This window comes from Rhodanobacter ginsenosidimutans (assembly GCF_042655685.1).
In the GTDB taxonomy this organism is placed as follows: domain Bacteria; phylum Pseudomonadota; class Gammaproteobacteria; order Xanthomonadales; family Rhodanobacteraceae; genus Rhodanobacter; species Rhodanobacter ginsenosidimutans.
In genome coordinates this window covers 1,693,079-1,718,846 of sequence record NZ_JBHSMM010000001.1, presented here as the reverse complement: position 1 = coordinate 1,718,846, position 25,768 = coordinate 1,693,079, and the positions used below count along the sequence as shown (strand labels likewise).

Sequence of the window (25,768 nt, the reverse complement as noted above, 5' to 3'; positions counted from 1 at the left end):
CAAGCTACCCACGGCCACCAACGCCAGTCTTCCGGAGTTGAACCATGAAACGACGCAGTGTCCTGAAATATCTTGGAGCCGCGGCAACCCTGCCCTGGCTGTCAGCCTGCGCGCGCACCGTCGCGCCACCCGCCGGCTCGGACGCCGCAACGGTAAAAGCGCTGGACGTGCCGCCGGCTTTCTGGCGTGACAAGGTCAGCCCCGCGGCGTTCAAGGTGTTGTTCGAGGAAGACACCGAGCGTTCCGGCAGCAGCCCGCTGAATGCGGAAAAGCGTGCCGGCACCTTCCTCTGCGCAGCGTGCTGGTCGCCGTTGTTCGCCAGCGAGCACAAGTTCGAAAGCGGTACCGGCTGGCCTAGCTTCACCCAGGCGCTGCCCGGGCGTACGGCGACCAAGCGCGATTTCGTGCTGATGATTCCGCGCACCGAATACCACTGCGCCCGCTGCGGCGGTCATCAAGGGCACATCTTCCACGACGGCCCGCCGCCGCTGGGCACGCGCTGGTGCAACAACGGGCTGGCGTTGCGCTTCGTGCCGGAAGGTCAGCCGCTGCCCGCGCTGAGAGGCTGACATGAGCATGCATGCCCTGGCCGCGCTGCGGCATCCTTCATGGCTGCGGGCGTTGGCGAGCCTGCCGATGCTGATCGTACTGGCCGCCTGCGCGCCCTCCGGCGCGGGCGCTACCAGCCCGTCATCCAGAACGGTCGACGCTCCGTCATCGGCGCGGACCTCGGGCGGCACGGCCGTAGCCGTGTTCGCGGGCGGTTGCTTCTGGTGCATGCAGCCGCCCTACGACAAGCTCCCCGGCGTGATTTCCACCGAAGCCGGCTACACCGGCGGCCACACATCCCGGCCAACTTACCGGCAGGTATCCGCCGGCGGCACCGGCCATGCCGAGGCGGTGCGGGTGACCTACGACCCGCGCAAGGTCAGCTACCCGAAGCTGCTGGACGTGTTCTGGCACAACATCGATCCGGTGGCGGTGAACCGGCAGTTCTGCGACGTCGGTGACCAGTACCGCAGCGCGATATTCCCGATCGGACCGCAGCAACGCGGCGAGGCCGAGGCAAGCCTGCGCGCGATACAGGCCGACCCACGCTTCAAGCGCCCCATCGCCACCCGCATCGAACCGGCCGCAACCTTCTACCCGGCCGAGGAATACCACCAGGCTTATTACCGGAAAAATCCGCTGCGCTACAAGTACTACCGCTACGGCTGCGGCCGGGACCAGCGCCTGCAGCAGATCTGGGGCAATGCCGGTTAGCTGACGCGGGCCACGCACCGCGCATGCGCTTGCCAGGCTTCACAGCCCGGGAACCTTTTGCGCCCCTGCTTCATCCGATCCGTGCCATGGCCCCGCGCAACCGCGCGGGCGCACGTGATCGTGGCGACCGGACTCGTCCGCGAGCCTCTCCCGAAAAGCCAGCCGAGCTTCATGTCGACACCGTTCTTCTCCATCGTCATGCCCACCTGGAACCGCGTCGCATGGCTCGACCGCGCGCTGGCGTCGGTGCTGGCGCAGCAGGAGTCATCGTGGGAGCTGCTGATTGCCGACGACGGCTCGTCCGACGGCACATGGGCGTCGCTGTGCGACTGGACGCGCCGCGACGGCCGCGTGCGCTGCTGGCGACACGCCAACCGTGGGCCGGCGGCAAGCCGCAATGCGCTGCTGCGCCACGCGCGCGGCAAGTGGATCGTGTTCCTGGACAGCGATGACGAACTGCTGCCCGATCACCTTGCCCTGCGCCGCGAGGCCATCGCCGCGCAACCCGCTACCGAGCTGTGGTTGTCGCCGATGCGCATCGTCGGCAATCCCTTCGTGCCGAGCTGTATGCATCCCGGCGAGATGATCCATGTCGATCGCTGCATCGGCGTGGGCATGATCACCGTCCGGCGCGAGGCGATCCTGCGCGCCGGCGGCTTTCCCGATATCAGTTACGCCGAAGACGCCGCACTGATGACGCAACTGCGGATCATGGGCACACGAACCGCGTGGCTGACCCATCGCACCTACGTCTATCACCGCGATCACGCCGACAGCATCACCGGTCATCAGGCGCGGCAGACCCAGCCTTCCCGGCAGCATGTGGTGGCCGAAACCGTCGCGGGCTGAGCGCCCCCTTGGCGCTCGGCCGGACAGCCGCCATCCCGCAGCCAGAATCGATGCACTTGCGGCGGCGGGCAACCACGCCGGCACCTCAGTTCGCGATGGCGGAGTGGCCGCAACCATCACGGCATGCGCCCTGCCCGCACGCAAATCGGCCTCGGCTACACTCATCTACTCGCCGAGGATTCTCCCCACATGGCGCCATCCGTTTCCCGCGATCGTCTCCTTCACGGCGCAAGCATGATCACCTTGTCGCTGACATCGCTTGCCGGCGCTGCAGCCACCGCGCTCGCCTGGCTCGGGCCCGTGCACCGGCCGATGGACATGGTGATCCCGCCGCTCACGTGCGTCTTCTTTCTTGTCCTGCTGATCATGCTTGTGCGCTGGCCGCATCGCCTTGGTCTCATCATGCGCGTCGCGTTGGCGGCCGCGCTGGCCGCACTTGTCGCGCCAGCGTGGTTCTACACCTGGCAGGCCACGCAGACGCAGGGACTGCGGTTGATCGACATCTATCCGCCGATCGGCTCGCTGCTGCTGGTGCTGATGGTGACGGCAATGATCTACCTGCCGACCCGCGATGGCGTGACGATCGTCGTGGCCGGCTGGCTGCTGGTGGCCTTGCCGGTGCTGGTCTACCTGTTTGCCCATCCCCAGGAAATACGCACGCCGCGAGGCGCCGACCTATTGATGAGCTATGGGCCAGTCTTCGTGCTGCTGCTGGTGCTGCTGCCGGTGCAGCGCAAACTGACCAGAAGGATCCAGCACCTGGTCTCGGAGCAGGCCCACATGGAAGCCATGGTCAACCGGGATCCGCTGACCCGCATCTACAACCGCCGCTTCTGCGAACTGGTACTGCGAGACCTGCTCACCCGGCAGATCCCGGCAGGCGTGATCATGTTCGACATGGATCACTTCAAGGCGATCAACGACACCTACGGCCATCCGGTTGGCGATCGCGTCTTGCAGCAGGTGGCGCAGCGATGTCAGGAGCTGCTGCGCAAGAACGAATGCCTGGCCCGTTGGGGCGGCGAGGAGTTCCTCGTCGTCGTGCCGGATGTCGATGCCACTGCCCTGCACGCACTGGCCGAGCGGCTGCGAAAATCCATCACTGAATTGTCGATCGAGCCGGTGTCGCTGGTGAGCGCATCTGTAGGCATCACGCGGGTGCTGGATGGCGACACCACCGACACCATTTTTCAGCGGGTGGACAAGGCGCTCTACCGGGCCAAGAAGCTGGGTGGCAACATGGTGTCATCGTGATCGATGAACGCAGGATGCCGCCACTTTCCCCTCCCGCCTACTTCCCCTCGTGCTGCGCCGCCAGCGCCAAAAACATGAAGTTGGTGGCGCCGCCGCCCAGCACGTATTCGCGCTGCTGCCAGAAGTAGGGCCAGATTTTCAGCTCCGGCAGGTCGGGTCGAATCAGGGCCGTGCCGGAGATCACGCCGCCGGGGATGTAGCTCCAGTCGGCGCGGTTGCCGCCGTAGGCCACCGTGGCGGACAGCGCGCCCACACCGGAGGCGAACGACTCGGGGTTGTCACCCGGATGCACGCCGAGCACGAAGTTGAGCGCCTCCATCTGCAGCGTGTCCGGCGTGAATTGCGGCCACGCCTTGCGGAAGAAATACTGGCTGACGCCGAACTTCTGGATGTCCCAGCCAGCACCCCAGATGTACGGCACATACGGCACGCCGTACGGTGTCTTGGTGGCGTCCGCGGTGAGTTTGGCCTGATAGGTTTTCACCGCCGCTCCGACCTCGTCGATGAAGGCCTGGTCGTGGATCAGCGGCATCGCTTCGGCCAGCATGGCGCCGGTCTTGTCGATGTGCGCGACGATCTGCGGCTTCAGGGCGATCAGGCGCTGCACGTACGTCGCGTCGGCCGTGGTTTTCGCCAGTTCCGCCAGCGCGAATACCTTGGCGCCAAGGTCGTCGGCGCGGTCGATGGCGTGGCGGTAGAGGTCGAGCGCGGCATCGAGCGACTGCTTCGCCATCGCCGGGTTCGCCGCCTTTAGCACCCGTGCGGCGGTCGCGAGTTGCGCCGCCGTGGTGAGTTCGCGATCGGGGTTGTCCTCGGTGAACACCCAGCGGTCGTCTGGAATGGACGAGGTCGTCGCGGTCTTCTGGCCCGGCTTGAGCGCGGGATCGTAATCGAGCCCGTCCGTCTGGGTGGAGACATCGCCGAGCAGCACGTATTGCTCCAGCGTCGGCTCGATGATGCCGCGATAGGTGCGGCCCAGCGCCTTGTAGCCGCCGAGCACACTGAGCAGGCCATGCTCCATCTGCTGGATCGCGTCGTTGACGCCGTCCGGCCGGTGGATGTGGGCCACCTTCTTCGTCTCGTCGATGCTGGTGGCGTCGTAGTCGAGGCCGAACTCCTCCACCATCTTGGCCAGCAGCCATACCGTGCCCATCTGGCTCTCGACGCGCAGGTCGTAATCGCCGGCATCGTGCCAGCCACCCGAGGTCAGGCCTGGCACGCGGTCGCCGGGCTTGTAGCGGGTCAGCGTATCTGGCCCCTGCGCATAGCCGTCGAAGTGCACGCCGATTTGCGCCATGCGCGCATCGTCCTGATGATCGAGTCCGTGCCAGGTGCGGTAGTTCTCCTTCACCAGCATGTGGCACATCTGCACCGGCAGGAAATATTCGAGCGTGGGCTGCCACACACCGCGATCGTAGACATCGTCGGCAATGCGGAAAACGTGCGTCTTCTGCCCGCGATAGGACAGCTGGTACATGCCGGGGTCGGTCACCGCGCCGAGATCGGCGGTCAGGTAGTTGTAGCGCAGGAAATGGCCCCACGGCTTGGGCCTGAAGCTGGCCACCTGCCGAGGGCCGCCGGCGGTCATCTTGTAGAGGATCAGCGCATCGGCCTTGTCGTCGCGCTTGTCCTGCTCGATCACCACGGTCTTGGCCTGACCGGGTCGATAGCCGACCTGCGACACCTGCACCACCGGCGCGCCGCGCCAGTCCGGATCGACGTTCGGCGTGATGACCCACGACACCGCATTCTTCGTGGCGCCCGGGCGCGTGATCTCACGCACGATGTACCAGCCGTTGTTCTGGTTGCCGCGCCCGTCGAGCAGTTCGAGCCGACCCGTGCGGCTCTCGATCTTCAGCCGTTGCAGCTTGCTTTCCGGCGCCACCACCAGGGTTTTGCCTTCGGCCATGGGGGCGGAAATCAGCTGGCCATGGTCGTCACTGATGGGGCCGTCCGCCTGGCGCGGAAAGATCCCCGACACCTGATCCATCAACCAGCTCTTGCCGAACAGGTCGGTGGGAAACAGCTCGAAATTGAAACCGACCTTGCCTTCCCACTCCGCCGGCAGCGGCTTGTCCAGGTCGACGCTGACCTTGAACGCATCGCCGTCCATCGGCGTCACGCTGACGTGGTAGCTGAAATGGAGGTCGGGGTACTCGATCGGGTTGAAGCCCTTGCGGTTCTTCGTCTCGTCGGGATAGTGCAGCGTCTGGGTGACGGTCTGCGTCGCCGCGTCGACCACCGGTTCGCCGTCGCCCGCCGGCATCGGCGACCACTGCCCCGGCGACGGCTCAAGCCGCAAATCGCCATTGGCCGCCACGCGCGTGCCATGCTGGATCACCGTCACGCCCGTCTGGTGGCCGTCGGGATAGATGTCGGCAAACACCGTGACATTCAGCCCCGGCGCCTCGAAATAGCCCTTGTCGTTGAGCTTCAGCTGCGGCTCGGCCGGGGCCGCGCCGGCTCCTCTTGCAACCAGTGCCACCAGCAGACCGACGGCCATCGAAAGCGTGCGTTTCATTGATATCCCCTGGAGGCGGACCCGGTTCGGCCGCGCTGTGAGCGAACGCCAGAAACTAGCCCACGTGTCCGGGTACGGCAAGCAAGCGACCCGTATCCGTTCGTCGAAGGCTTCGCAAAGCCCGCATCGGAAATCCACGGGCCGGTGCGCCTCACCGGGAACCGCTGCTTCGGCCGCGCTAGACTCATCGCGCGGAGCTCCTCCGCAGGGGAATACGGCATGAGCGAACAACGCGGACGGCCAGGCGATGGCCGCTCTTCCACGGATTTCTTCGGTCGCCAGGACGATGCGCAACGCGCCACGCGGCGCATGCTGTTGCTCCTCGCGCTGGCCGTAACGTTGGTGCTCGTCGCGCTGGTGGCCGCGCTGGCGCTGGGCAAATACGCGTTCATGCACTACTTCGGATTGGTCTACGCGGGCTACTCGCCGTGGCCGGCCACATCCACAATGGCCGGCATCGCCATCGTCGCCGCCGGCGCCATAGGGTGGGTGTCGTGGTCGCGCATGCGCGAACTGGACCTTGGCGGCCGCGTCGTCATGGAATGGATCGGCGCGCGGGACGTCGACCCGGACACCACCGACCCGGTGCACCGCCGGCTCAACAACATCGTGCAGGAAATGGCGATCGCCAGCTCGATCCCGCCGCCCGATGTCTTCCTGCTTGTGCGCGAAGACGGTATCAACGCGTTCGCCGCCGGCCATGGTACCGCCGACGCCGCGATCTGTGTCACGCAGGGCTGCCTGGACAAGCTCACCCGTGACGAGCTGCAGGGCGTGATCGCACACGAATTCAGCCACATCGTGCACGGCGACATGCGGCTCAATATCCGCCTGATCGGCCTGCTTGCCGGGGTGATGTTCCTGGCAACCACGGGGCGCTCGATGATCTACGGCGACTTCAGCAGCGGCAGGAAAGACCCGACCTTCTACATGCTGGGGCAATACAGCATCGGCTTCATCCTGTTGTGCGTGGGCTCCATCGGCCACCTCGCCGGCCGCGTGCTGCAGGCGGCGGTTTCGCGCTCGCGCGAGTTCCTGGCCGACGCGGCCGCGGTGCAGTTCACCCGCCAGCAACTGGGCCTGGTGGGTGCGTTGCGCAAGATCCAGGCGCTCAGCGCAGGCTCCGCATTGCACGGGTTCGACAGCAGCGAGGTGGCGCACATGCTGTTCGGCGAAGGCGGCCGCTGGTCACGACTGCTGGCGACGCACCCGACCGTGCCCGTGCGCATCCGCGCGCTCGGCATGCCCTACCGCGAGCAGGACATCGCACGCATCGCGCGCGATTGGCAGACAACGGTACGGACGGCAGACGCGGACGCCCGTCACGTCTCCCTTGCCGGTTTCGCTCCGGCGATGGCAACGGCCCACGAAGGCAACCGCGCCACCACACGCGTCGCACAAACGCCGGGTACCGCGACACCGAGAGCACTGACGACCAGCATTGGCCAGACTATCGAAACGGCCATCCATACGGCCAACCATTTATTGCAGTCCGTACCCCGCCGGCTCCTTGACGCAGCCGCCAGCACCGATGACGCGCCGGCCCTGATACTGAGCCTGGCCGTCGACACGGACCGGGCGTGGCGCACCACCCAGCTCGATCACATCGAGCACCACCTGGGCGCAACATTCCGCGCACAAGTCGACACCCTGCTCGATGCCGGCACCCGGTTGACGCCAAAAGCGCGTCTGCCCCTGCTGCAGCTCGCCTTGCCACGCTTGCGCCGCATGCCGCACGCGCAGGGGCAGATGTTGTTGCAAGCGCTGGATGCACTGATCCATGCCGACGGCCGCATCGGCCTCTACGAATTCTGCCTGGTGCGTCTGGTTCGCCTGTACCTGGACGAAGCCGCGCAACCGGCGCGCGCCCGCATCGCCGGACCGGCGCGGTTGTTCGACCGACGCGCCGATTTCGCCACGCTGTGCGCGATTCTCGCCGGCCGCGACGGTGTCGACGGCAATGCCGCGCGTCACATCTGGCAGCAGGCCATGGACAGCGCCCTGCCCGATCACGGCCTCGCATACGCCGTGCCACCCGCCTGGCAAACCTCGCTGGATGCGCTGCTGCAACGCCTCGATGCGCTGCGCCCCATCGACAAGGAGCTCGCGATCGAGGGCCTTGCCATCGCCGTGCTCGCCGACCAGCGCGTCACCCTGGAGGAAGCGGAGCTGTTGCGACTGATCTGCGCCTGCCTGCATTGCCCGTTGCCGCCATTCCTGGTGATGGCGGATGGCCGGGGCAAACACGAATACCGATCCGCGTTCACCGAAGGTAGCGAGCCCAATCCATTGACCCGAGAAAACGATGCCCTCACCACGGAAACCCGCTAGCAGATCGAGCTCGAACAAGGCACCCGGGCGTACGAACGCACATAATCGACCGACACAAACCCGCCATCGCGGGCACCGCCGGCAGACGGCGGCATGCACACCGCTTGGCTTCAAGGGAACGCCATGATCCACAGCACGCTCATCCGCCGCGCACTGGCCTTCGCGATGTTGGCTTTCGCCGCCGCAAGCCCCGCGCAGACACCCGGAACCACGCTGGCCGCGTGCCCGCCCGGCACCCAGCGGAACGCGGCCGACGCCGCAGCGGTGGCAGAGCGCAGCCGTGAGCTCAAGGTACTCGGCATCGAGCAGATGAAGCCCGCGGTGGGTGCCTTCGATATCGGCAAACCCTGCAACGCCAATTACGACGAGGCGCTGGCCAATCCTTATCCGAAATTGCCGGACGCGCTCACTACACGCGCAGGGAACAAGGTCACCACGGCATCGCATTGGCGGCGTGACCGACGCCCGGAAATCGCCGAGCTGATGCAAAGCCAGGTCTACGGTTTCGTACCCGACAACGTGCCGGCGGTGACATGGAAAGTCACCCGCACCCTGCATCACGCCATCGGCGGCATCGCCGTGGTCACCAAGGAACTGACCGGCCATGTCGACAACAGCACCTACCCATCCATCGCGGTGAACATCCGCGCCAATCTGGTGACGCCGGCCGATGCGCGCGGCCACGCGGTGCCCGTCATCGTGATGAACGGCAGCCGCCTGCAACCGATCCCCAGGAATCCACCGGCATCGCTTCCGCACAACATCAGCTATTACAGCCTGCTGGGCGAGGACAACCTGGAGCAGCTTCTCCGCCGTGGCTGGGGCTACGTGGCGCTCGACAGCACCAGCGCGCAGCCGGACAGCCTGCCCAACGGCGACGGCATCGGTGGAGGCATCATCGGCCTGGCCAACCGGGGCAAGCCGCGCGGCATGGATCAATGGGGCGCGGTGCGCGCCTGGGCCTGGGCCGACAGCCGCCTGCTGGATTATCTCGTTACCGATCCGGACGTGGACGCCCGGCGGATCGGCATCTTCGGCCACTCGCGCTTCGGCAAGGCAGCGCTGGTGGCCATGGCGTTCGACCCGCGTTTCGCCATCGGCTACATCAGCGCCGCCGGCGCGGGCGGCAGCGCCATCTTCCGGCGCAACTTCGGCGAAACGCTGGCCAACCTCACCGGCCCCGGCGAGTTCTACTGGTTCGCCGGCAACCTGATGAAGTACGCCGCCGTCGGCAGCTCGCCGGACGAGCTGCCGGTGGACAGCCACGAACTCATCGCCCTGTGCGCGCCGCGACCGCTCTTCCTCAGCGGCGGCGTTTTCATGTCCGAGCCGGGAAAGATCCCCGGCGACGCCTGGCAGGACACACGCGGCACCTTCATGGCCGCCGTCGCCGCCAGTCCGGTCTACACCCTACTCGGCGCCAAAGGCCTCGGCACCGACACCATGCCCCCGCCACTGACCCTGATCGACAGCGGCAAGCTCGCCTTCCGCCAACATACGGATGGCCATACGCCCAGCCCGAACTGGCCGTATTTCCTGCGGTTTGCGGCGAGGGAGTTTGCGGAGCCATAGCGGGCTGCTTCGAAACACAGCTGCCGGCCATGAATTGTCTGCGAGCCAGGTAGACGGCGCCATTTTCAGAAATCGAGGGACCATACGATCAACACCGAGCCTGTTGCGCTTTCCCTTACGCAAATTGCAGAGGTGACTCACGTTCGTCGGCTGCGGACCGGTAGTAGGCTCGATGGTGAAAAGCTCATGCCGACCCCACGAGTAGATCGGATGTCGTCCATCACCTTTCGTTCCACAACTTGTTGGTTGTTGGCGTGCTCGCCGTTGCGCCGCGACCTGCCGCGAACAAAACGAAGACGCCTCCAGCGGAAGACCCGGCGGTCATCAGGCTTATGGCAACGATTGCCAAGACGACTCAGACCGCCGACATCCGATCCATAGTCCCTCATAGAGAACCCGATCCTCTTCACACCCAAAGAGCGCTTTCATGAAACCCCACCTCGGATTCACGATCTCATTCCTGGCCTCAACGATCGTTACCGCCGCGTTTGCCGCGCCGTTGCCCCCGCCCTCGCGGATCGAACCCAAGGCCGATGTGGTCAATGGCATCGCCATAAGAGCTGACGTAGAGCGGCTGTCCTATATTTCGCCTCGCTATCTGGGCATCCGCCCTGCCTATGACGCCTGCATAACGGAAACCCTCGGCGTAGTTCCGAAACAGCAGGACTGCGCTGACGCGGAGTACACCTATCAGGACGGCCGCTTGAATCGAGACTACAAGGCGCTTCTGGCCACGCTCGAACACGACGACAGGCAGGCTGCCATCGAGGCGCAACGGGCGTGGCTGCGCTTTCGCGACAAGGATTGCGCGGCCCGCGCCGGTCGATTTGGATCGGACGCTGGTCCAACGACGCAATCGACTTGTCTCATGGAAAGCACCGCCCATCGTGCGCAGCAATTGGAAGACTGGACGAATACCGTCAAAAGGCATCCGGCACGCTGAGAACTCGACGACAAAGGGACTTTGAGATGAGCGAAAGGGAGTTCAGCGGCGGCGACGCATTTGCCCCAACCTCCATGGAGTACCGCGTCTGCCAGATCATGATGAAAAGCGAATTGCGCGGGGGCTTGGGCGCCTACGAAATGGGCAACGCCGGAGCTGCCCAAAGCGGCCCCAGCTTCGGGCCATTCCAATACGACATCGGAGCGAACCAGGACGGGCGCCATCTTCTCGAATCCATCGCTGAAATCGCCACGGACGAAAAGGGGCGGCGAATCATCAGCGAGCATGATCTACAGATCATCCAAGGCCACTTCTACAAGCCGTTCAACGAATTTACGGGCGCCGACAACACGCTCTACGAACAAATGAAGCCCAAGCTCGACGCCGCCATCGGATCCGATGCTGGCGTCAAAGCGATCGATGCGGATTTCGTGCCCACGGTACGACAGAAGGTCGCGTCGATGAACGCCGTCGTGGATGGCATGCCTGCCGGAGCGAACCAGGCTTTCATGCAGCGTAACGATGCCGCCAAACTCATCCTTGTGGACACTCGGAACCAATATGGGGCCGCCGTGAACAGCGGCCTGGAAAAGTTCATCAGCATGACCAGCGCCGATCCCGCGATGGACATGCCGGGCCGTACCAGGGGCACCACCGTCAAGGTCGAAGGAGCGTTCGGCCTGGACGACATAGTTCGCTACAAGCTTGAAACGGCTTATGGACAAACCGACCGCGGGGCAAAGGATGTGCTCCGGCGCATTTCCCACTGCATCGAAGCTGCCGGTGTCGAGAACATCAAGACCGGCTTGTCCGATGAGGAGGCGCAATTTTTCAAAAGCGGATTGGAAACCTACCTCAGGAATCACGGTCGCAACGCGCATATGCTCGACGCTCCGGAACTGAGCGCACTCGCCGAACTCGGCGACCGAAAGCCACCCCTGAAACTTGGAAGTCGAGGTAATGAGGTAAAGGCCCTCCAGCAGGATCTGGCCGAGCTTGGTTACAAACATGACGACCTGCCGCCTAAGGTAGACGGTGCCTTCGGGCCGACGACGCAGGGTATCGTGCGGATATTCCAGCGAGACCATGGACTTGACCCGGACGGCGTCGTTGGAACAAAAACCGCTGAAGCACTTCGCCAAGCCACACTGCAACGATCTGCCCCGATCACGACTTTCGGGGATCCGCAGCACCCGGGACACACCATCTTTCAGCAAGCGCTCGCCGGCATAAGTCGACTCGACACAGCACGGGGCCGGACGCCCGACATGGCCAGCTATAACCTCTCTGGTGCGCTAACGGTGGCCGCACGTCGTGAGGGGCTGGAGCAGATCGACCATGTCCTCCTGAGCGAAGACGCCATGCGAGTTTTTGCAGTGCAGGGCGATTTCAACTCGCCTCTGCGTCGTTTTACCGATGTGGAGGTCGTCAACGGCATGAATACCCCGCTGACGCAAAGCAGTAGCGATTGGCTGCGACTCAATCCGCAGATGCCTTCGGTGCAGGCCAGCACTCCGGCGACGCCGGAGGCAGACGTTCAGATGTCTCAACCGCCAATACCGCACTGAGCAAGGGCGATCGGCGCCACGGTCGGATTTCCCTCCCCTCTACCAAGATGGAACTGCGGGAACAATACGTACAGCGGCCATCCGACGGAAACGCCAAACCATGTCACTACGCAATTCGATTTTCTGCCTCATGATGCTCGCCGCCCCGGCCGTCGCCAGCGCGCAGGAATGCCGCAACTGGAAGGCTGTCGCGCTTCCTTCGGATCGCCCCAGTGTGCAGGTCGACGTCAGCGTCTTGGCCGGTCTTCTTCCCGTGCAACCTGCCAATCCCGACTCGGAATATGCGGACGACGAGATCCGTGCATTGAAGGAAGCCCGCGACCTGCTGCACCGTGCCGGTCATCCGCTTCCTCTGGGGGACATCAGAGGTGCCTGGCGCGTGGCCTCCTACCAGGTGGGAAGAACTGGCGGCTACAGCTACCCCTATTTCGCCGGGCATATCGACCGCACGACATGCGGCTATCGCTTTATCAAAACTCGGGGTTCGCAGCGCCGCAGTGGCGTATTGCTGCCCATGCAGGAAAACGGGCGCACCCTCGCGTTTCTCGGCGTTGCCACCGTCAACGGAAACACCAGCAAACCGTACGGACCGACCAACCGGCCGATGGGACAGCCGATGGGTCTCGAGGGGCCATCCAATTCGGCAGGTCGATTGCTGCGGATCGGACCGGATACCTTGCTGATGATCATGGACGCGGACGACGAGGGCTTCGAGTTGTATCGGCTGGAACGCTGAGTCGTACGCCCCGGGCGATCTCCCAAACAGCGGACTCCCTGCAACGCAGGAAGCAAGGGATCGGGTATTCCCCGATACTCAACCCTTTCCGAAGAGGGCAACGCATTGCATCCGTCAGCCGAACACCCCCAGACAACCAGGCCTGAAGGCATCGCCCGTCGCATGATGTGGGCCCTGGTTACTGCATTCGCCACCTTGCTCATGGCTTCCCAGGCGCGCGCCAGCAGCGCCGCCCTTGTGTACGACAAGCCGGCCAGTCAGTGGAATGAAGCGCTGCCGCTGGGCAATGGCCTGATGGGTGCCATGGTGTTCGGCGGCGTGCCTGACGAGCGCGTCCAACTCAACCTGGGCACGCTGTGGGGCGGTGTGCCGAACGACTACCTCGCGCCCGGCGCCGCAACGCAGCTGAAGCAGATACAGAAGCTCATTTTCTCGGGCAAGGTGGCGCAGGCCGAGACGCTCAGCGCGGGCTTCATGGATGATCCGAAATTGCTGATGCCGTTCCAGCCGTTTGGCGATCTGCGGCTGCATGTCGAGAACAAGGGCACGGTGAGCGATTACCGAAGGGAGCTGCGGCTGGACGATGCGATCAGCACCGTTTCCTATGCGGTCGATGGCGTGCATTTTCGCCGCGAGACCTTCATCTCCTACCCCGACCGGGTGCTGGTGATGCACCTCGGCGCCGATCGGCCGGCCGAACAGAACTTCACCGTCGCGCTGACCTCGCCCCAACCCGGCGCCAAGGTCGCGCTGGTGGGCAAGGACACCATCGAGCTGACCGGGCAGATCGAGCCGCGCGCCAACCCGGCATCGTCGTGGACAGGCTCGTGGTCAAAGCCCGGGATGAGCTATGCGGGACGGCTCGTCATCAAGGCCGAAGGCGGCAGCATCCGCCAGGCCGGCGACCACCTGGAAGTGCACGGCGCCGACGCCGTCACCCTCGTATTCAGCGGGGCCACCAGTTTCAAGTCGTATCGCGATATCAGTGGCGACGCCATGGCGGCGGTTCGCACACCACTGGCCAAGGTCGCGCAGCACAGCTACGAGTCACTGAAGAACGCCCACCTGGCCGACTATCACGCGCTCTTCAACCGCGTGCATTTGCGCCTCGGCAACGACACTTCCGACGACACAGTGGCGACGGACCAGCGCATTCGCGACTTCAAGACCCATGACGATCCGTCGCTGGTGGCGCTGTATTACCAGTACGGACGCTACCTCCTGATTTCCTCCTCGCGTGCGGGTGGCCAGGCAGCCAATCTGCAGGGCATCTGGAACCAGGACCTGTTGCCGCCCTGGGGCAGCAAGTGGACCACCAACATCAATCTGGAAATGAACTACTGGCCGGCCGAGACGGGCGACCTCTGGGAAACCCAGACGCCGCTGTGGGACCTGATCGACGACCTGCAGGTGGCCGGCGCGAAAACGGCGCAGCGCTACTACGGCGCGCGCGGCTGGGTGCTTCACCACAACAGCGACCTGTGGCGCGCCACCGCGCCCGTGGACGGGCCGTGGGGTCTTTGGCCGATGGGCGGCGTCTGGCTGTCCAACCAGATGTGGGACCACTACACCTTCAGCGGCGACGAGACTTTCCTGCGCCATCGTGCCTACCCCGCCATGAAGGGTGCGGCGGAGTTTGTGCTGGATTTCCTGGTGGAAGCGCCGAAAGGTTCGCCAGTCGCCGGCAAGCTGGTAACCAACCCCTCCACGTCGCCGGAGAACCGCTACCTGCTCGATGGAAAACCGGTGGGCCTGACCTACGCCCCCACGATGGACATTGAATTGATCAACGATCTCTTCAACCACGTGCGCGCCGCCGCCCGCCATCTGGGTGTCGATGCGGCGCTCGTATCCCGCATCGATGCCGCCCAGAAACGCCTGCCTCCGCTGCAAATCGGCAGCAAGGGGCAACTGCAGGAATGGATCGAGGACTATCCCGAAACCGAGCCGGACCATCGGCACGTTTCCCACCTCTACGCGCTCTATCCGGGCCACGCGATTTCGCCGGACAAGACGCCAGCGCTGGCCAAGGCCGCGAAACGATCGCTGGAGCTGCGCGGCGATGGCGGCACCGGCTGGTCGCGGGCCTGGAAAATCGCGTTGTGGGCACGGCTCGCCGATGGTGACCACGCCTACAAGCTGCTGCGCGATCTGATCGCCGAAAACACGCTGCCCAACATGTTCGACAACCACCCACCGTTCCAGATCGACGGCAACTTCGGCGGCACGGCGGCGATCGCGGAGATGCTGATGCAAAGCCGTATCGGCGAGGTCACCGTGCTTCCGGCCCTGCCGAGCCGATGGCAGGACGGCGAAGTCGACGGCCTGCGCGCCCGCGGCGGCTTGCGCGTTGGCATCACCTGGCGGGATGGAGCGCCTACCGAAGTGCGCTTGCTGAGCAAGGCCGCCACCTCGGTTCACCTTCGCTACCAGCATCACGATGTGGTCGTGGCGCTTGAGCCGGGCAAGCAGCTCATCGTAAACGCTGCGAGGCTGATGCCCTCGGCAAATGAGCGGCAACCCACTATGGCGGACTGACACCAAGGAAGGTCCGATCAAGCGGCTTGCTCATCATTCCTGCGAGCAACATCAGACCTTCGCCGGGCGGGCGCCGCAACCAGGACAGCCCTGGCACCGTCGGATGGCTCGCAAGCCATGGCCTGCTCGATCTGATCGAGACGGAATTCCTCGCCGATCCGGGTGACGAACAGGGGGTCGTCGATCAGGCTCTCCAGCGTTTTCAGTGCTGCCACAAGTCGCCCCTGCTCCTTCACTGTCCGGCTCTCGAAATTGCTGAACCGCCGCATGGTCAGGTTCTTCATCATGAAAAGCACGGACGGGATGGCGATCGGCACGGCGCCGCCGAGAAAGCCATAGGCATAGATGGTGGAATTCATCGGCAGGCTCGGCGCAATTTTCCCGAGCAGGTCGCCGCCGACGCCATCGAATACGGCGGTTGTCGCCAGCTCGGCGGACAGCGCAGCGAGCCTGTCGGTGAAGCCTTCTTCAGTCACCAGGACATGCTCCACGCCCGACTGGATGAGCGCGCGTCGTGCCGCCTCGGTACGCACCAGAAAAATCGCCGGCAGCTTCCTGCTTCGTGCGAGTGAAGCCATGGCGCAACCCGTGGCCGAATTGCCGGCCGTGACAATCACGCCCTTGTGGCCGGCCTCGGCAATCTCTTCGAGAAAAGCGTAGGCCGTCATGACGTTGACGAGCGAGCCGCAGTAATCCCGCGCACGAACATGGTCCGGCAGGATCAGGCAGGCCGAACAAGGCACGTGTGCCCGCTCGCACCAAAGCCCGACACTCTCCGCGCTTCGGCCCAGCGATCGGTAGACCGCCACCTGCTTGCCCGCATAGTCCGCAGGCACGCCTGCCCCCACCGCGATCACCCTGCCCGCACCCGACGCACCCCATACCTCATGGCGGTCGAGCGCGAGGGGATTGCCGACCGCGGTCGGCATGCGCAGGAACGTCTTGTCGCCCTGGTTGATCGCCGAGGCATCCATCTCGACAAGTACGTGCCCGGCCGCGGGTTCACCCGGCGTGGGGATATCGCGAACCTCCAACGTGCGGCTGGGTGTCACGCAGATCGCTTTCATCGGTTTGCTCCTGGTTCGATGGCTGCGCGCAGCTTAAGCAACCTCATCCATTGCCGAAACGTTCGATAGCGACATACCATCCATTCCATCCTGGAATCGATGGTGGTGACTCACATGGATCGGATGCACGCGATTCGGCTGTTCGTACGCCTCGTCGAATGCGGCAGTTTTTCCGCCGTGGGGCGCGAGGAAGGGATCGGGCAACCCGCCGTCAGCAAGCAGATCGGCGCACTGGAACGGTACCTTGGCGAGCAACTCGTCCTGCGCACCTCACGCCAGGTGGTGATCACCGAGGCGGGGCACGCGTTCTACGAATCGGCCAAGCGGCTGATGGACGATTTCGATGCGCTCGAATCCTCCGTGGGCGAGCGCCGGCAATCACCGCGAGGCACCATCCGGATCAACACCGCACCAGCGCATGGCCGGCTCTGCATCACACCGCTGCTGCCGGAATTTTTCCGGCGGTATCCCGACGTCACGGTTCAGATGTCGGTATCGGAACGGCACGTTGACCTGGTCGGCGAAGGCGTCGATCTGGCGATCCGCCACGGGCGACTGGTGGACTCCTCGCTCACCGCGAGGAAATTGTCGGAGGCGGATGCCGTGCTCACGGCGAGCCGGGATTATCTTGCCCGGCACGGCGTGCCCACCCGGCTCGCGGATCTGGACCAGCACACGTGCATCGTGTTTGCGAAGGATCGCGAGCGTTACCCGTGGTCGCTCAAGGTCGGCAGGGAAACCGTTTCCTATATCCCGCACGGCTCGCTGCTGACCGGCGATGCAGAGCATGTCCGTGCGGCGGTGCTGTGTGGCCTTGGCATCTCCCAGGCGCCACGCTGGCTACTGGCCGAAGAGATCCGGTCCGGCCAGGTGCAGGTATTGCTGCCGAAGTTGCAGCCGGCGCGCGTGCCCATCCATCTCGTCTATCCGGCCGGCCGTCGTGTACCGGTGAGGGTAAGGGTATTTATCGACTACCTGGTGGCGGCGTTTGCGCATCCTTCGCACTGACCGCAAGCGGCCATCCGTAATCGCCCCGACGCGGGCCCGGCTCAACCCCGCAGCAGGAACACCGGCAGCGCCACCATGACCAGCACGAAGAGGATGCCCAGCACGCTCACCACCACGCGCACCGGGTCCGCACGAAGCATCGTGAAGAACGTGTCCGCGGTACCTGCGCGTTTGGCGGCGGCGTACTCCGCGCGGGCGTGATCGCGGCGTTGCCGCTGGAACTCGTCCATGGCAAGCCGGGCGTCGGCGTAGGCGGTGTCCTCGGTCACCCAGATGCCGCCGGCTGAAATGCCCCACATGCTGGGCCTGGTTTCGTAGAACGCGATCCCCTGTGCGTCGAGCATCGCGCGCACGCCGTCGGCCTCGTCATGAGGCACGTTGCGCAGGTTCAAAAGCAGTCTGGACATGGCGTGATGATAGCTGCCCTCGCCGCGGCGGTCCCCTCTAGAATACGTGTTCCCCACCATCAACGGATCTGGCCATGCCCGCGTATCCCGCCTGCCCGCAATGCGGACTCGACGACACCTACCCGGACGGTGCCCAGCTCGTCTGCCCGCACTGTGCCCACGAGTGGGTGGCCGGGGAATCCGCCGAAAACTCCTCGGACGAACCGATCGTGCGCGACTGCAACGGCAACCCGCTGGCCGCGGGCGATACCGTAGTGGTCATCAAGGATCTGAAGGTGCGCGGCAGCTCGATTCCGCTGAAGCAGGGCAGCCTGATCCGCAATATCCGCCTGGTGCCGGATGATGCCGAGCACATCGAGGGCAACGCCGACAAGATCAAGGGGCTGGTGCTCAAGACGTGTTTCCTGCGCAAGGCCTGACAAGGCGCCGTAGGACAAGGCGCCGCAGCGAATGACGAAAAACGTGCCGGGCCCACCATGCGCGAACCGGCACCCGCCCCGAATTTGCCGGACACCGCATCCATCGCACCTGGCCAGGATCAATCTGGAGGTTCTTTTGAAAAACCTGCACTCGCGCCTGCTTTTTGCCGTCTGTTCCGCCATCGCTCTGCCAGCCACCGCGCAGCAACTGGCGATCACTTGGGATGACCTGCCCGCCCATGGGCCGCTTCCTGCGGGCGAAACGCGGGTGGCGATCGCGCAGAAAATCATTACCGCCATGCAGCAGGCGCAACTGCCGCCGGTGTACGGGTTCGTCAACGGCATCCAGACGCGGAACGAGCCGGCCTCCACGCCCGTATTGCAGCTGTGGCGCGACGCCGGATTGCCGCTGGGCAACCACACCTGGTCGCACATGAACCTCAATGCCAATCCGCTCGCGGACTGGGAACAGGATGTGACCAGGAACGAGCCGATGCTGCGGAAGTACATGGGCGCCGCCGATTGGCACTGGCTGCGCTACCCGTATCTGGCCGAGGGCGACACCGCGCAAAAGCGCGCGGCCGAGCGTCGCTTCCTGGCGGAGCGTGGCTACAAGATCGCCAATGTCACCATGAGCTTCAGCGACTACCTCTACAACGAGCCGTACGCGCGCTGCGTCGCGAAAAAAGACAATGCCGCCATCACCAAACTGGAAACCAGCTACCTCGCTGCCGCCGACGCCGCCATCGTCTACAGCCGCGCCATGTCGAAAGCGCTCTACGGCCACGACATCCCCTACGTCCTGCTGATGCACGTGGGCGCGTTCGACGCCCGCATGCTGCCGCGCCTGTTGGCGCTCTATCGAGAACGCGGTTTCAGCTTCGTCACGCTGGAGGAAGCCGAAAGCGCTCCCTTCTACCGCAACGATCTCGACCTCAGCCTGCCGTCGTCACCCGACTCTCTCGAAGCGGCGATGGCCGCACGCGGGTTGCCACTGCCAGCCGCTCCCAGCCCCGGCCTCGATCTGGACAAGCTCTGCCGCTGACTGCCGCTGTGAAGACGCGCACCCGGCGTGGCGCATCTTCGATCACCCCGATTTGCGCCCGGTGAATGCGTCCATCGACGAGTACACCTTGAACACGCTTCCGGCCACCCAATCCCACAGCGGCAACGGCAGCAGCCCGCGCAAGGCGCCGCTCAACGCCACCGTCCACGGCATCATCAATCGCGGCTTGCCTGCCTTCATCGCGGCCCAGGCCTTGTCCACGACATGCGCCGGCTCCAGCAGCGGCGTCAGCAACGGCGCGCGGGCACCGGCGAACATGCCGGTCTTGATGTAGCTGGGGATCAGCGTGGTCACCCGCACGTGGCCGTGGCCCGCGCGCTTGAGCTCCAGCCGCAACGAATCGCTCCAGCCGATCAGTGCCCATTTCGAGCCGGTGTACACGGTCATCCGCGGCACGGAGAGCAACCCGGAGGCCGAGGCCACATTCAATATTCGCGCCTCGTTGCCGGCGGCGATCATGCCCGGCAGGAAGGCCCGGGTGACATGCATCGGCCCCAGCACGTTGACGCGGATGACGAACTCGGTGTCGGTGAGCGGGTCGTGCTCCCAGAACGGTTTGCCGCGGACTACGCCAGCGTTGTTGATCACAATGTCCGGGGTACCGACTTCGGCCTGCACCCGTTGCGCCGCCTCGGCGACCGCCTGCGGCGACGACACATCGACCACCTGGGCCAGCACCCTGGCGCCGCGCGAGGCGAGTTCCGTGCGGGTCGCCTCCAATGCCGCCGCGTCCATGTCCCACAACACCACGGCGGCCGCGTGCTCGGCCACCGCGCGCTCGGCATACAGGCGGCCCATGCCCATGGCAGCCCCGGTGATGAGAACGATCCTGCTTTCGACGGTGCGCATGTTTGTCCCCGGGTTTTGTGCCGCGATTATGCGCCATGGTCGCAAAACCTGACCGGTTTTCGTGGGGTAAAGGGACTTTCAAGCGGGCACCACACCCAAATGATTCAACGGCCATCCAAACGGCCATCGACCACCATGGGCGACACCATCACCCACGTCGTATATCCTTTCGTTTCGCCTTGGAATGAGGGGGAAAAATGGCATTCAAGACGCTGATGACCGCAGCCATTCTGATGAGCCTGGGCCTGGCCTCCGGCGTTGCGGCAAACGAACCTCACGGATCAGCGGCACCTGCTTGCGCACAGGACGGGCGGGCAGAAGCCGGCGGTTACCGGCTCGATGCCAAGCTGACCCGCAACGCGAACGCGTGGCTCCTGACCCCGCAAACAAACATCCAGTTCGCACCGGAGCAATACGGTGGTGCAGCCGTGCCGGGCACGGGGCACATCCATCTCTATTTGAACGGCACCTTGATCGGCCCGATAACGCATGCGGGCCCGGTCAGCCTGCCGCTGCTCGATCGCGAAACCTACGTCGTGAAACTGGCGCTGACCACCAGCGACCACAACGAAGCAAACTTCGGCGTATGCCGCGAAGTGCGCATTGCGGCACCCGTCATCAATGGATAATCGGCGAAATACCGGCATTTGTCCGGCCCGCCATCCACGACTTGAAAAGGCTTGAGCATGAGAATTTTTGCAGCCATCGCGCTGGCGTTCGTCGTTTCACCCGCAGTGTCCGGTGACCTGCCCTCGTTCACCCCCCAAAGCCTGGTGTTGAAAAACATCCCGGCGGCAACCGGGCCAGCCGTTGCTCTGTTCAACGGCAAAAATCTGGACCAGTGGGACGCCTGGCTGGGCTACGCCGATCCGGGCCAGACGTATCTGGCCAAACACGACGCACCCCTCGGTGTGGGCGGCAAGGGAACCATCTTCACCGTGGTGAGCGAGGACGGCGAACCGGCGATCCGCATCAACGGCCCAACCTGGGGCAGCCTGGTTCATCGCGGTGATTACGCCAACTATCACCTGCGGCTCGAATACAAATGGGGCAAGGCACGCTACGCACCACGCCAGGCGATGCTGCCGAACAACGGGCTGCTGTACCACACGCACGGCAAACCCGGCGCGGTGTGGGGCACGTGGGCGCGCTCGGTCGAGTTCGAGATCATGTCCGGCAGCGTCGGCATGGTGGTGCCGGTGGGCGACAAGCTGAGCGTCACGACAACCGCCGCGCACGACGCCTCCATCATCGATCCAAAGCTGCGCTACATGGTCGGCGGCGTGGATGCCAAAGCCATCGGCAACACCGCCACATGGAACGTGGAGAACAACCACAACGCCGACGCACCCGACGGCGAGTGGAACGTGCTCGACCTCTACGTCGTCGGCAACCACGCCATCCACGTCGTCAACGGCGTGCCCGTGATGGAAGTGCGCAACATCTGCGAGCCCGACACGAAAGGCGTCTGCCAACCCCTCACCCACGGCCACATCCAGCTCCAGTCGGAAGGCGCCGAAACCTTCTTCCGCCACATCACGGTTGAGCCGATCAAGCAGCTGCCGGTGATTGAGGTGGTGAAGTAGGCGGAGGCCTGGTGCACTCCGTCAGCCTCCTTGAAAACCCAAGGCAGGCAGCACGGTCTCCGTTACAACTTGCGACCGCGCACGTTGCGCAGCGTTGATGACGCCAGCGCCAGCAACGTCGCGGCGCCGAGCATACGTCGGAACGGGCTGGCGCCGTCGAGCACCTCCAGACCGGCCCACCAAGCAAGCGCCGCGTCGCGCGCGGTACTTCAGCGGTGCCTCCGACCCCGCTGAAGTGCGCGTTGCCAACGCCAGCGCGCTCCACGCGAGCATCGGCCCATTGGGTGATTGCGCGACCGCCATGTGGCCTCGGCGATCGGTGATGAAATGGCGTAACGCTGACGACATGACTTGCTCCTGGCTGGGCCATCAGGCTGGCATGGAAAACGCGCAGGCAAGGTGATCGGCACAGGTATTTCTTCTACCGACAACGGTCATGCGCCGGCGGCAACTGCTGCCACCGTCACGGCGTGATATCGAACGCCGCCTGCTCGGTCGCTTGCGAGCTTCCACCAACCCACCAAGCGCCCAACACCACGATCCGACACCACCAGCCAAGCCACCGGCGCTTGACAGTCCGTTTATGTGCATATACACATATCGCCCATGACACCGGACCTCACCATCTTCGCCACCACCCGTTGCCTGTGCCTCGCGGCGCGGCGTGCGGCGCGTACGATCACGCGCGAATTCGACCAGGCGCTGCGGCCGCATGGCTTGCGCGCCACCCAGTTCACCTTGCTCGCCGCGCTGCATCTGGCCGGTTCGAGCGCCATCGGCGAGCTCGCAGACATGCTCTCTGCCGATCGCACCACCCTGACCCGCAACCTTGCCGTCGCCGAACAACGTGGGTGGGTGACGTTGCGCACCGATCCCGCCGACGCACGTTCGCGCCTGGCGGCGATCACCCCCAAGGGCTCGCGCGCCCTCAAGGCCGCCATGCCCAGCTGGAACGCAACCCAGCAGCGGCTGCTCCAGGACATTGGTGAAGCCACCGCCGCAAGCCTGCATCGACTTGCCGGCGGGCCATGCGTCATGCCACTGCCCAGCCAAGGCGAGTGATACAGCCGTAACGGAAACCGAAAGCCCCTTCCGCCGTATCCTGAGGAGACGCCCGATGAAGCTTTACTGGTCCAATGTCACTTCCCCGCGCAAGGCCTGTGTGGTCGCGAAATACCTGCAATCACCGGTCGAATACGCCTATGTCGATCTTGATCGTGGCGAACAGAAGGCACCGGAATATCTGGCGCTCAACCCCAACGGCAAAGTGCCGACACTCGTCGACGGCACGCGCGTGCTGTGGGAATCCGACGCGATCATGTGCCACCTGGCGGCGCGTTCGGACTCGGACCTGTGGCCACAGGACGATCGCCAGATCGACGTCCTGCGCTGGTTGAGCTGGGCCGGCCAGGAATTCAATCCGGTGGCGAGCCAGCTTTACTTCGAATACATCATCAAGCCGCGCTTCAATATCGGCGAACCCGATGTCGATGCGGCGGGGCGCGCGCAGGAGGCTTTCCGTCAGCTCGCAGCCATCCTCGAAAACCATTTGCAGGACCGCCGCTGGCTGGTGGGCAAGACACTCACCGTGGCGGATTTCTCGCTCGCAATCACCCTGCCTTACGCCGAAGCCGCGCATATTCCGCTTGCCGAATTCCCAGCCATCCAGCGCTGGCACGACACGTTGTGCGAAATCGACGCATGGCGCGAGCCGTTCCCCGAGATCGCCGTCGCTGCCTGAGCCGCTGCGATCGATTGCCGTCGCAGGCAGTCGTTGTGTCCACTCCCGTCCCACAAGAGGAAATGTCATGAATCTGGTCAGCTACCTTTTCTTCAAGGACAACGCCGCCAAGGCGTTCGATTTCTACGCCCATGCCCTCGGTGGCAAGGTCACGATGAAGGTGACCATGGGCGAAATGTCCGGTGCCGAAGCGCTACCGGCAGAAGCCCGCAACCTGATCGCCCACGTGCGGCTGGAAGTCGGCGACGCCGTGTTGATGGGCTCCGACTGGTGCGGCCCCACCCCCAACCCGTATCCCGGTATCCACGGCAATGCCGTGTCGCTGAGCGTCGACGAGCCCGGCGAAGCCGAACGCGTTTTCAAGGCGCTTGCCGAAGGCGGCCAGGTGACGATGCCGATCGCCGAAACGGAATGGGCCCTGCGCTTCGGCATGCTCACCGACCGGTTCGGCGCGAACTGGATGGTCAACTGCAACCGCCCCGTGGCGGGAAACACCCCATGAACGCGCCAGCCATCGCCACGCGCGCGACCTGGCTGGAAGCCCGCAAGACGCTGTTCGAGAAGGAACGCGCCATGACCCACCAACTTGAGGCATTGCATGCCGAGCGCCGTCGGCTGCCCTGGGTGCGGATCGATAAGCGTTACACGTTCCAGGGTCCCGAGGGCACGCTCGACCTCGACGACCTGTTCGGGCGGCAGCAGCAACTGGCGATCTATCACTTCATGCTCACTCCCGGCTCGCACCATGTCTGCCCGGGATGTTCATTCCTGATGGATCACGTCGATGCCGCGCGTCGGCACTTCGAACATGCCGACCTCGCCTTCGCGGCGGTGTCGCGCGCATCCATCGAACGCATCGAAGAAGTACGGCAACGCATGGGCTGGACCTTCCCCTGGGTGTCATCCGGGGAAAGCGATTTCAACTACGACTTTGGCGTCTCGTTCACCGAAGCCGATCGCGCCGCGGGTCGCGCCAGCTACAACTACGGCCTTGCGAGCATCAGCAACAGCCCGGACATGTTCGGCACCAGCATCTTCGCCAAGGATGATGACGGCAACATCTTCCACACCTACTCCACGTATCACCGCGGTGTGGAACTCCTGGCCGGAGCGTTCAACTGGCTGGACCTCACTCCCAAGGGTCGTAACGAAGGCAACGGCACCATGAGCTGGGTGCGGCTGCACGACGAGTACGAAGATTGACGGGTTGCCATGGGCCGTCCTCTTGCCCCCTTTCGGCAAGAGGCGACCGTGCAACGCCTGGCCGATGGAAAGCGGGATTTCCTTCACCAAGAGCCGCAAGCATCGTATTCAAATAGACGTCCATCTCATTCGTATGGGTCGAGTCAACCCCCAAGTGGAGCTGCATGATGACCATCACCATTACCGCGTTCGAAAAATCGCCGGATCGCGGCCAGGGGCTGGCGCGCGACACACGCGTTCGCTGGGCGCTCGAAGAAGCGGGCCAACCTTACGAGGTTCGCCTTGTCTCATTTCGCGCCATGAAAGAGCCCGCCCATTTGGCCATCCATCCCTTCGGCCAGATTCCGACCTACGAGGAAGGCGACCTTGCCCTGTTCGAGACCGGGGCGATCGTCCTGCATATTGCAGAACACCATGCGGGACTGTTGCCGGATGATGCCAACGCCCGGGCACGGGCGATCTCTTGGATGTTTGCCGCCGTCAACACGGTGGAGCCGCCGATCCTTGATCTCGTTACCGCCAAAATACTGGAGGGCGACAAACCATGGAGCATGGAACGTCTGCCCCTGGTCCAGGACCGCATCCGCCATCGGCTTCGCCAGCTTGCTTCCCGGTTGGGTGGCGCAGACTGGCTTGACGGCCTTTTCAGTGCAGGCGACCTGATGATGGCGCACGTACTGCTCCGACTCCGTCCCTCGGGCATTCTGGACGAATTCCCCGGTCTCGCCGCCTATGTTGCTCGCGGAGAAGCCCGGCCTGCGTACAAGCGCGCTTTTGCGGACCAGTTGGCGGTCAACAAACCTGCCCATGGCGGCCGTTGAAGCGATGGGTTGGGAAAAGGGGAAAT

General features: G+C 64.4%; 24 protein-coding genes. 20 read left to right on the top strand and 4 right to left on the bottom strand.

Translation table 11 applies throughout. The features are described from left to right. Window positions 1-44 precede the first annotated feature (44 nt). From msrB to ACFPK0_RS07555, 4 genes are all read left to right on the top strand, one after another. A complete protein-coding gene (gene msrB / locus ACFPK0_RS07570; protein ID WP_377339504.1) occupies window positions 45-569 on the top strand; it encodes a peptide-methionine (R)-S-oxide reductase MsrB in 525 nt (174 codons plus the stop codon). Window position 570: 1 nt separating this feature from the next. Beyond that, complete coding sequence (gene msrA, locus ACFPK0_RS07565; protein ID WP_377339502.1) at window positions 571-1,263, top strand: peptide-methionine (S)-S-oxide reductase MsrA; 693 nt, start codon at window positions 571-573, stop codon at window positions 1,261-1,263. Between the two features lie 171 nt (window positions 1,264-1,434). Next, window positions 1,435-2,112, top strand: coding sequence for a glycosyltransferase family 2 protein (locus ACFPK0_RS07560; protein ID WP_156458942.1), 678 nt, complete (start codon window positions 1,435-1,437; stop codon window positions 2,110-2,112). Between the two features lie 189 nt (window positions 2,113-2,301). Continuing rightward, a complete protein-coding gene (locus ACFPK0_RS07555) occupies window positions 2,302-3,366 on the top strand; it encodes a GGDEF domain-containing protein (protein ID WP_377339499.1) in 1,065 nt (354 codons plus the stop codon). Between the two features lie 37 nt (window positions 3,367-3,403). On the opposite strand, the gene ACFPK0_RS07550 is transcribed toward ACFPK0_RS07555, so the two are convergent. Further along, on the bottom strand, window positions 3,404-5,887 hold the full coding sequence (locus ACFPK0_RS07550; protein ID WP_377339497.1) for a glycoside hydrolase family 9 protein: 2,484 nt from the start codon (window positions 5,885-5,887) through the stop codon (window positions 3,404-3,406). Window positions 5,888-6,106: 219 nt separating this feature from the next. Between ACFPK0_RS07550 and ACFPK0_RS07545 the strand changes: the two genes are divergently transcribed. The 6 genes from ACFPK0_RS07545 to ACFPK0_RS07520 all read left to right on the top strand — a co-directional run bounded on the left by ACFPK0_RS07545 (window position 6,107) and on the right by ACFPK0_RS07520 (window position 15,575). After that, the gene (locus tag ACFPK0_RS07545) at window positions 6,107-8,218 is read left to right on the top strand and encodes a M48 family metalloprotease (protein ID WP_056079656.1); all 2,112 of its coding nucleotides are present in this window, start codon (window positions 6,107-6,109) and stop codon (window positions 8,216-8,218) included. 123 nt (window positions 8,219-8,341) lie between these two features. Beyond that, complete coding sequence (locus ACFPK0_RS07540; RefSeq protein WP_377339495.1) at window positions 8,342-9,790, top strand: alpha/beta hydrolase family protein; 1,449 nt, start codon at window positions 8,342-8,344, stop codon at window positions 9,788-9,790. Window positions 9,791-10,217: 427 nt separating this feature from the next. Beyond that, window positions 10,218-10,733: a lysozyme inhibitor LprI family protein gene (locus tag ACFPK0_RS07535; RefSeq protein ID WP_377339493.1), complete on the top strand. Its 516-nt coding sequence runs from the start codon at window positions 10,218-10,220 to the stop codon at window positions 10,731-10,733. Window positions 10,734-10,759: 26 nt separating this feature from the next. After that, window positions 10,760-12,301, top strand: a complete 1,542-nt coding sequence (locus ACFPK0_RS07530) for an XVIPCD domain-containing protein (RefSeq protein ID WP_377339491.1) — start codon at window positions 10,760-10,762, stop codon at window positions 12,299-12,301. A gap of 100 nt (window positions 12,302-12,401) precedes the next feature. After that, the gene (locus ACFPK0_RS07525) at window positions 12,402-13,037 is read left to right on the top strand and encodes a DUF4893 domain-containing protein (protein ID WP_156458944.1); all 636 of its coding nucleotides are present in this window, start codon (window positions 12,402-12,404) and stop codon (window positions 13,035-13,037) included. A 162-nt stretch (window positions 13,038-13,199) separates the two neighbouring features. Then, the gene (locus ACFPK0_RS07520; protein WP_377339488.1) at window positions 13,200-15,575 is read left to right on the top strand and encodes a glycoside hydrolase family 95 protein; all 2,376 of its coding nucleotides are present in this window, start codon (window positions 13,200-13,202) and stop codon (window positions 15,573-15,575) included. A gap of 17 nt (window positions 15,576-15,592) precedes the next feature. On the opposite strand, the gene ACFPK0_RS07515 is transcribed toward ACFPK0_RS07520, so the two are convergent. Further along, window positions 15,593-16,642 (bottom strand): MDR/zinc-dependent alcohol dehydrogenase-like family protein, encoded by a 1,050-nt coding sequence (locus ACFPK0_RS07515; RefSeq protein WP_377339486.1) that lies wholly within the window; start codon window positions 16,640-16,642, stop codon window positions 15,593-15,595. Window positions 16,643-16,756: 114 nt separating this feature from the next. On the opposite strand from ACFPK0_RS07515, the gene ACFPK0_RS07510 reads away from it, so the two are divergent. Next, entirely contained in the window at window positions 16,757-17,650 is an 894-nt protein-coding gene (locus tag ACFPK0_RS07510) for a LysR family transcriptional regulator (RefSeq protein WP_377339484.1), read from the top strand. Between the two features lie 41 nt (window positions 17,651-17,691). Here the strand turns inward: ACFPK0_RS07510 and ACFPK0_RS07505 are convergent, their stop codons facing one another. After that, window positions 17,692-18,057 carry a DUF6164 family protein gene (locus ACFPK0_RS07505; RefSeq protein ID WP_056604231.1) on the bottom strand — a complete coding sequence of 122 codons (366 nt, stop codon included), beginning with the start codon at window positions 18,055-18,057 and terminating at the stop codon, window positions 17,692-17,694. A 74-nt stretch (window positions 18,058-18,131) separates the two neighbouring features. Between ACFPK0_RS07505 and ACFPK0_RS07500 the strand changes: the two genes are divergently transcribed. Beyond that, on the top strand, window positions 18,132-18,476 hold the full coding sequence (locus ACFPK0_RS07500; RefSeq protein WP_056079690.1) for a zinc ribbon domain-containing protein YjdM: 345 nt from the start codon (window positions 18,132-18,134) through the stop codon (window positions 18,474-18,476). Between the two features lie 136 nt (window positions 18,477-18,612). After that, window positions 18,613-19,521 (top strand): polysaccharide deacetylase family protein, encoded by a 909-nt coding sequence (locus ACFPK0_RS07495; RefSeq protein ID WP_377339481.1) that lies wholly within the window; start codon window positions 18,613-18,615, stop codon window positions 19,519-19,521. Window positions 19,522-19,563: 42 nt separating this feature from the next. On the opposite strand, the gene ACFPK0_RS07490 is transcribed toward ACFPK0_RS07495, so the two are convergent. Beyond that, on the bottom strand, window positions 19,564-20,391 hold the full coding sequence (locus ACFPK0_RS07490) for an SDR family NAD(P)-dependent oxidoreductase (RefSeq protein ID WP_056079691.1): 828 nt from the start codon (window positions 20,389-20,391) through the stop codon (window positions 19,564-19,566). 197 nt (window positions 20,392-20,588) lie between these two features. Between ACFPK0_RS07490 and ACFPK0_RS07485 the strand changes: the two genes are divergently transcribed. From ACFPK0_RS07485 to ACFPK0_RS07455, 7 genes are all read left to right on the top strand, one after another. Further along, a complete protein-coding gene (locus ACFPK0_RS07485; protein ID WP_377339479.1) occupies window positions 20,589-21,020 on the top strand; it encodes a hypothetical protein in 432 nt (143 codons plus the stop codon). A 57-nt stretch (window positions 21,021-21,077) separates the two neighbouring features. Then, window positions 21,078-21,977: a 3-keto-disaccharide hydrolase gene (locus tag ACFPK0_RS07480; RefSeq protein ID WP_377339476.1), complete on the top strand. Its 900-nt coding sequence runs from the start codon at window positions 21,078-21,080 to the stop codon at window positions 21,975-21,977. 606 nt (window positions 21,978-22,583) lie between these two features. Then, a complete protein-coding gene (locus tag ACFPK0_RS07475; protein ID WP_377339474.1) occupies window positions 22,584-23,039 on the top strand; it encodes a MarR family winged helix-turn-helix transcriptional regulator in 456 nt (151 codons plus the stop codon). After that, window positions 22,963-23,718, top strand: coding sequence for a glutathione S-transferase family protein (locus ACFPK0_RS07470; RefSeq protein ID WP_377339472.1), 756 nt, complete (start codon window positions 22,963-22,965; stop codon window positions 23,716-23,718). The genes ACFPK0_RS07475 and ACFPK0_RS07470 overlap by 77 nt, the downstream gene beginning before the upstream one ends. 67 nt (window positions 23,719-23,785) lie before the next feature. Continuing rightward, on the top strand, window positions 23,786-24,220 hold the full coding sequence (locus tag ACFPK0_RS07465; RefSeq protein ID WP_377339470.1) for a VOC family protein: 435 nt from the start codon (window positions 23,786-23,788) through the stop codon (window positions 24,218-24,220). After that, window positions 24,217-24,921: a DUF899 domain-containing protein gene (locus ACFPK0_RS07460; protein WP_377339468.1), complete on the top strand. Its 705-nt coding sequence runs from the start codon at window positions 24,217-24,219 to the stop codon at window positions 24,919-24,921. Before ACFPK0_RS07465 ends, ACFPK0_RS07460 begins: the two co-directional genes overlap by 4 nt. 167 nt (window positions 24,922-25,088) lie before the next feature. Further along, window positions 25,089-25,742, top strand: a complete 654-nt coding sequence (locus ACFPK0_RS07455) for a glutathione S-transferase family protein (protein WP_377339466.1) — start codon at window positions 25,089-25,091, stop codon at window positions 25,740-25,742. Window positions 25,743-25,768: the final 26 nt, after the last annotated feature.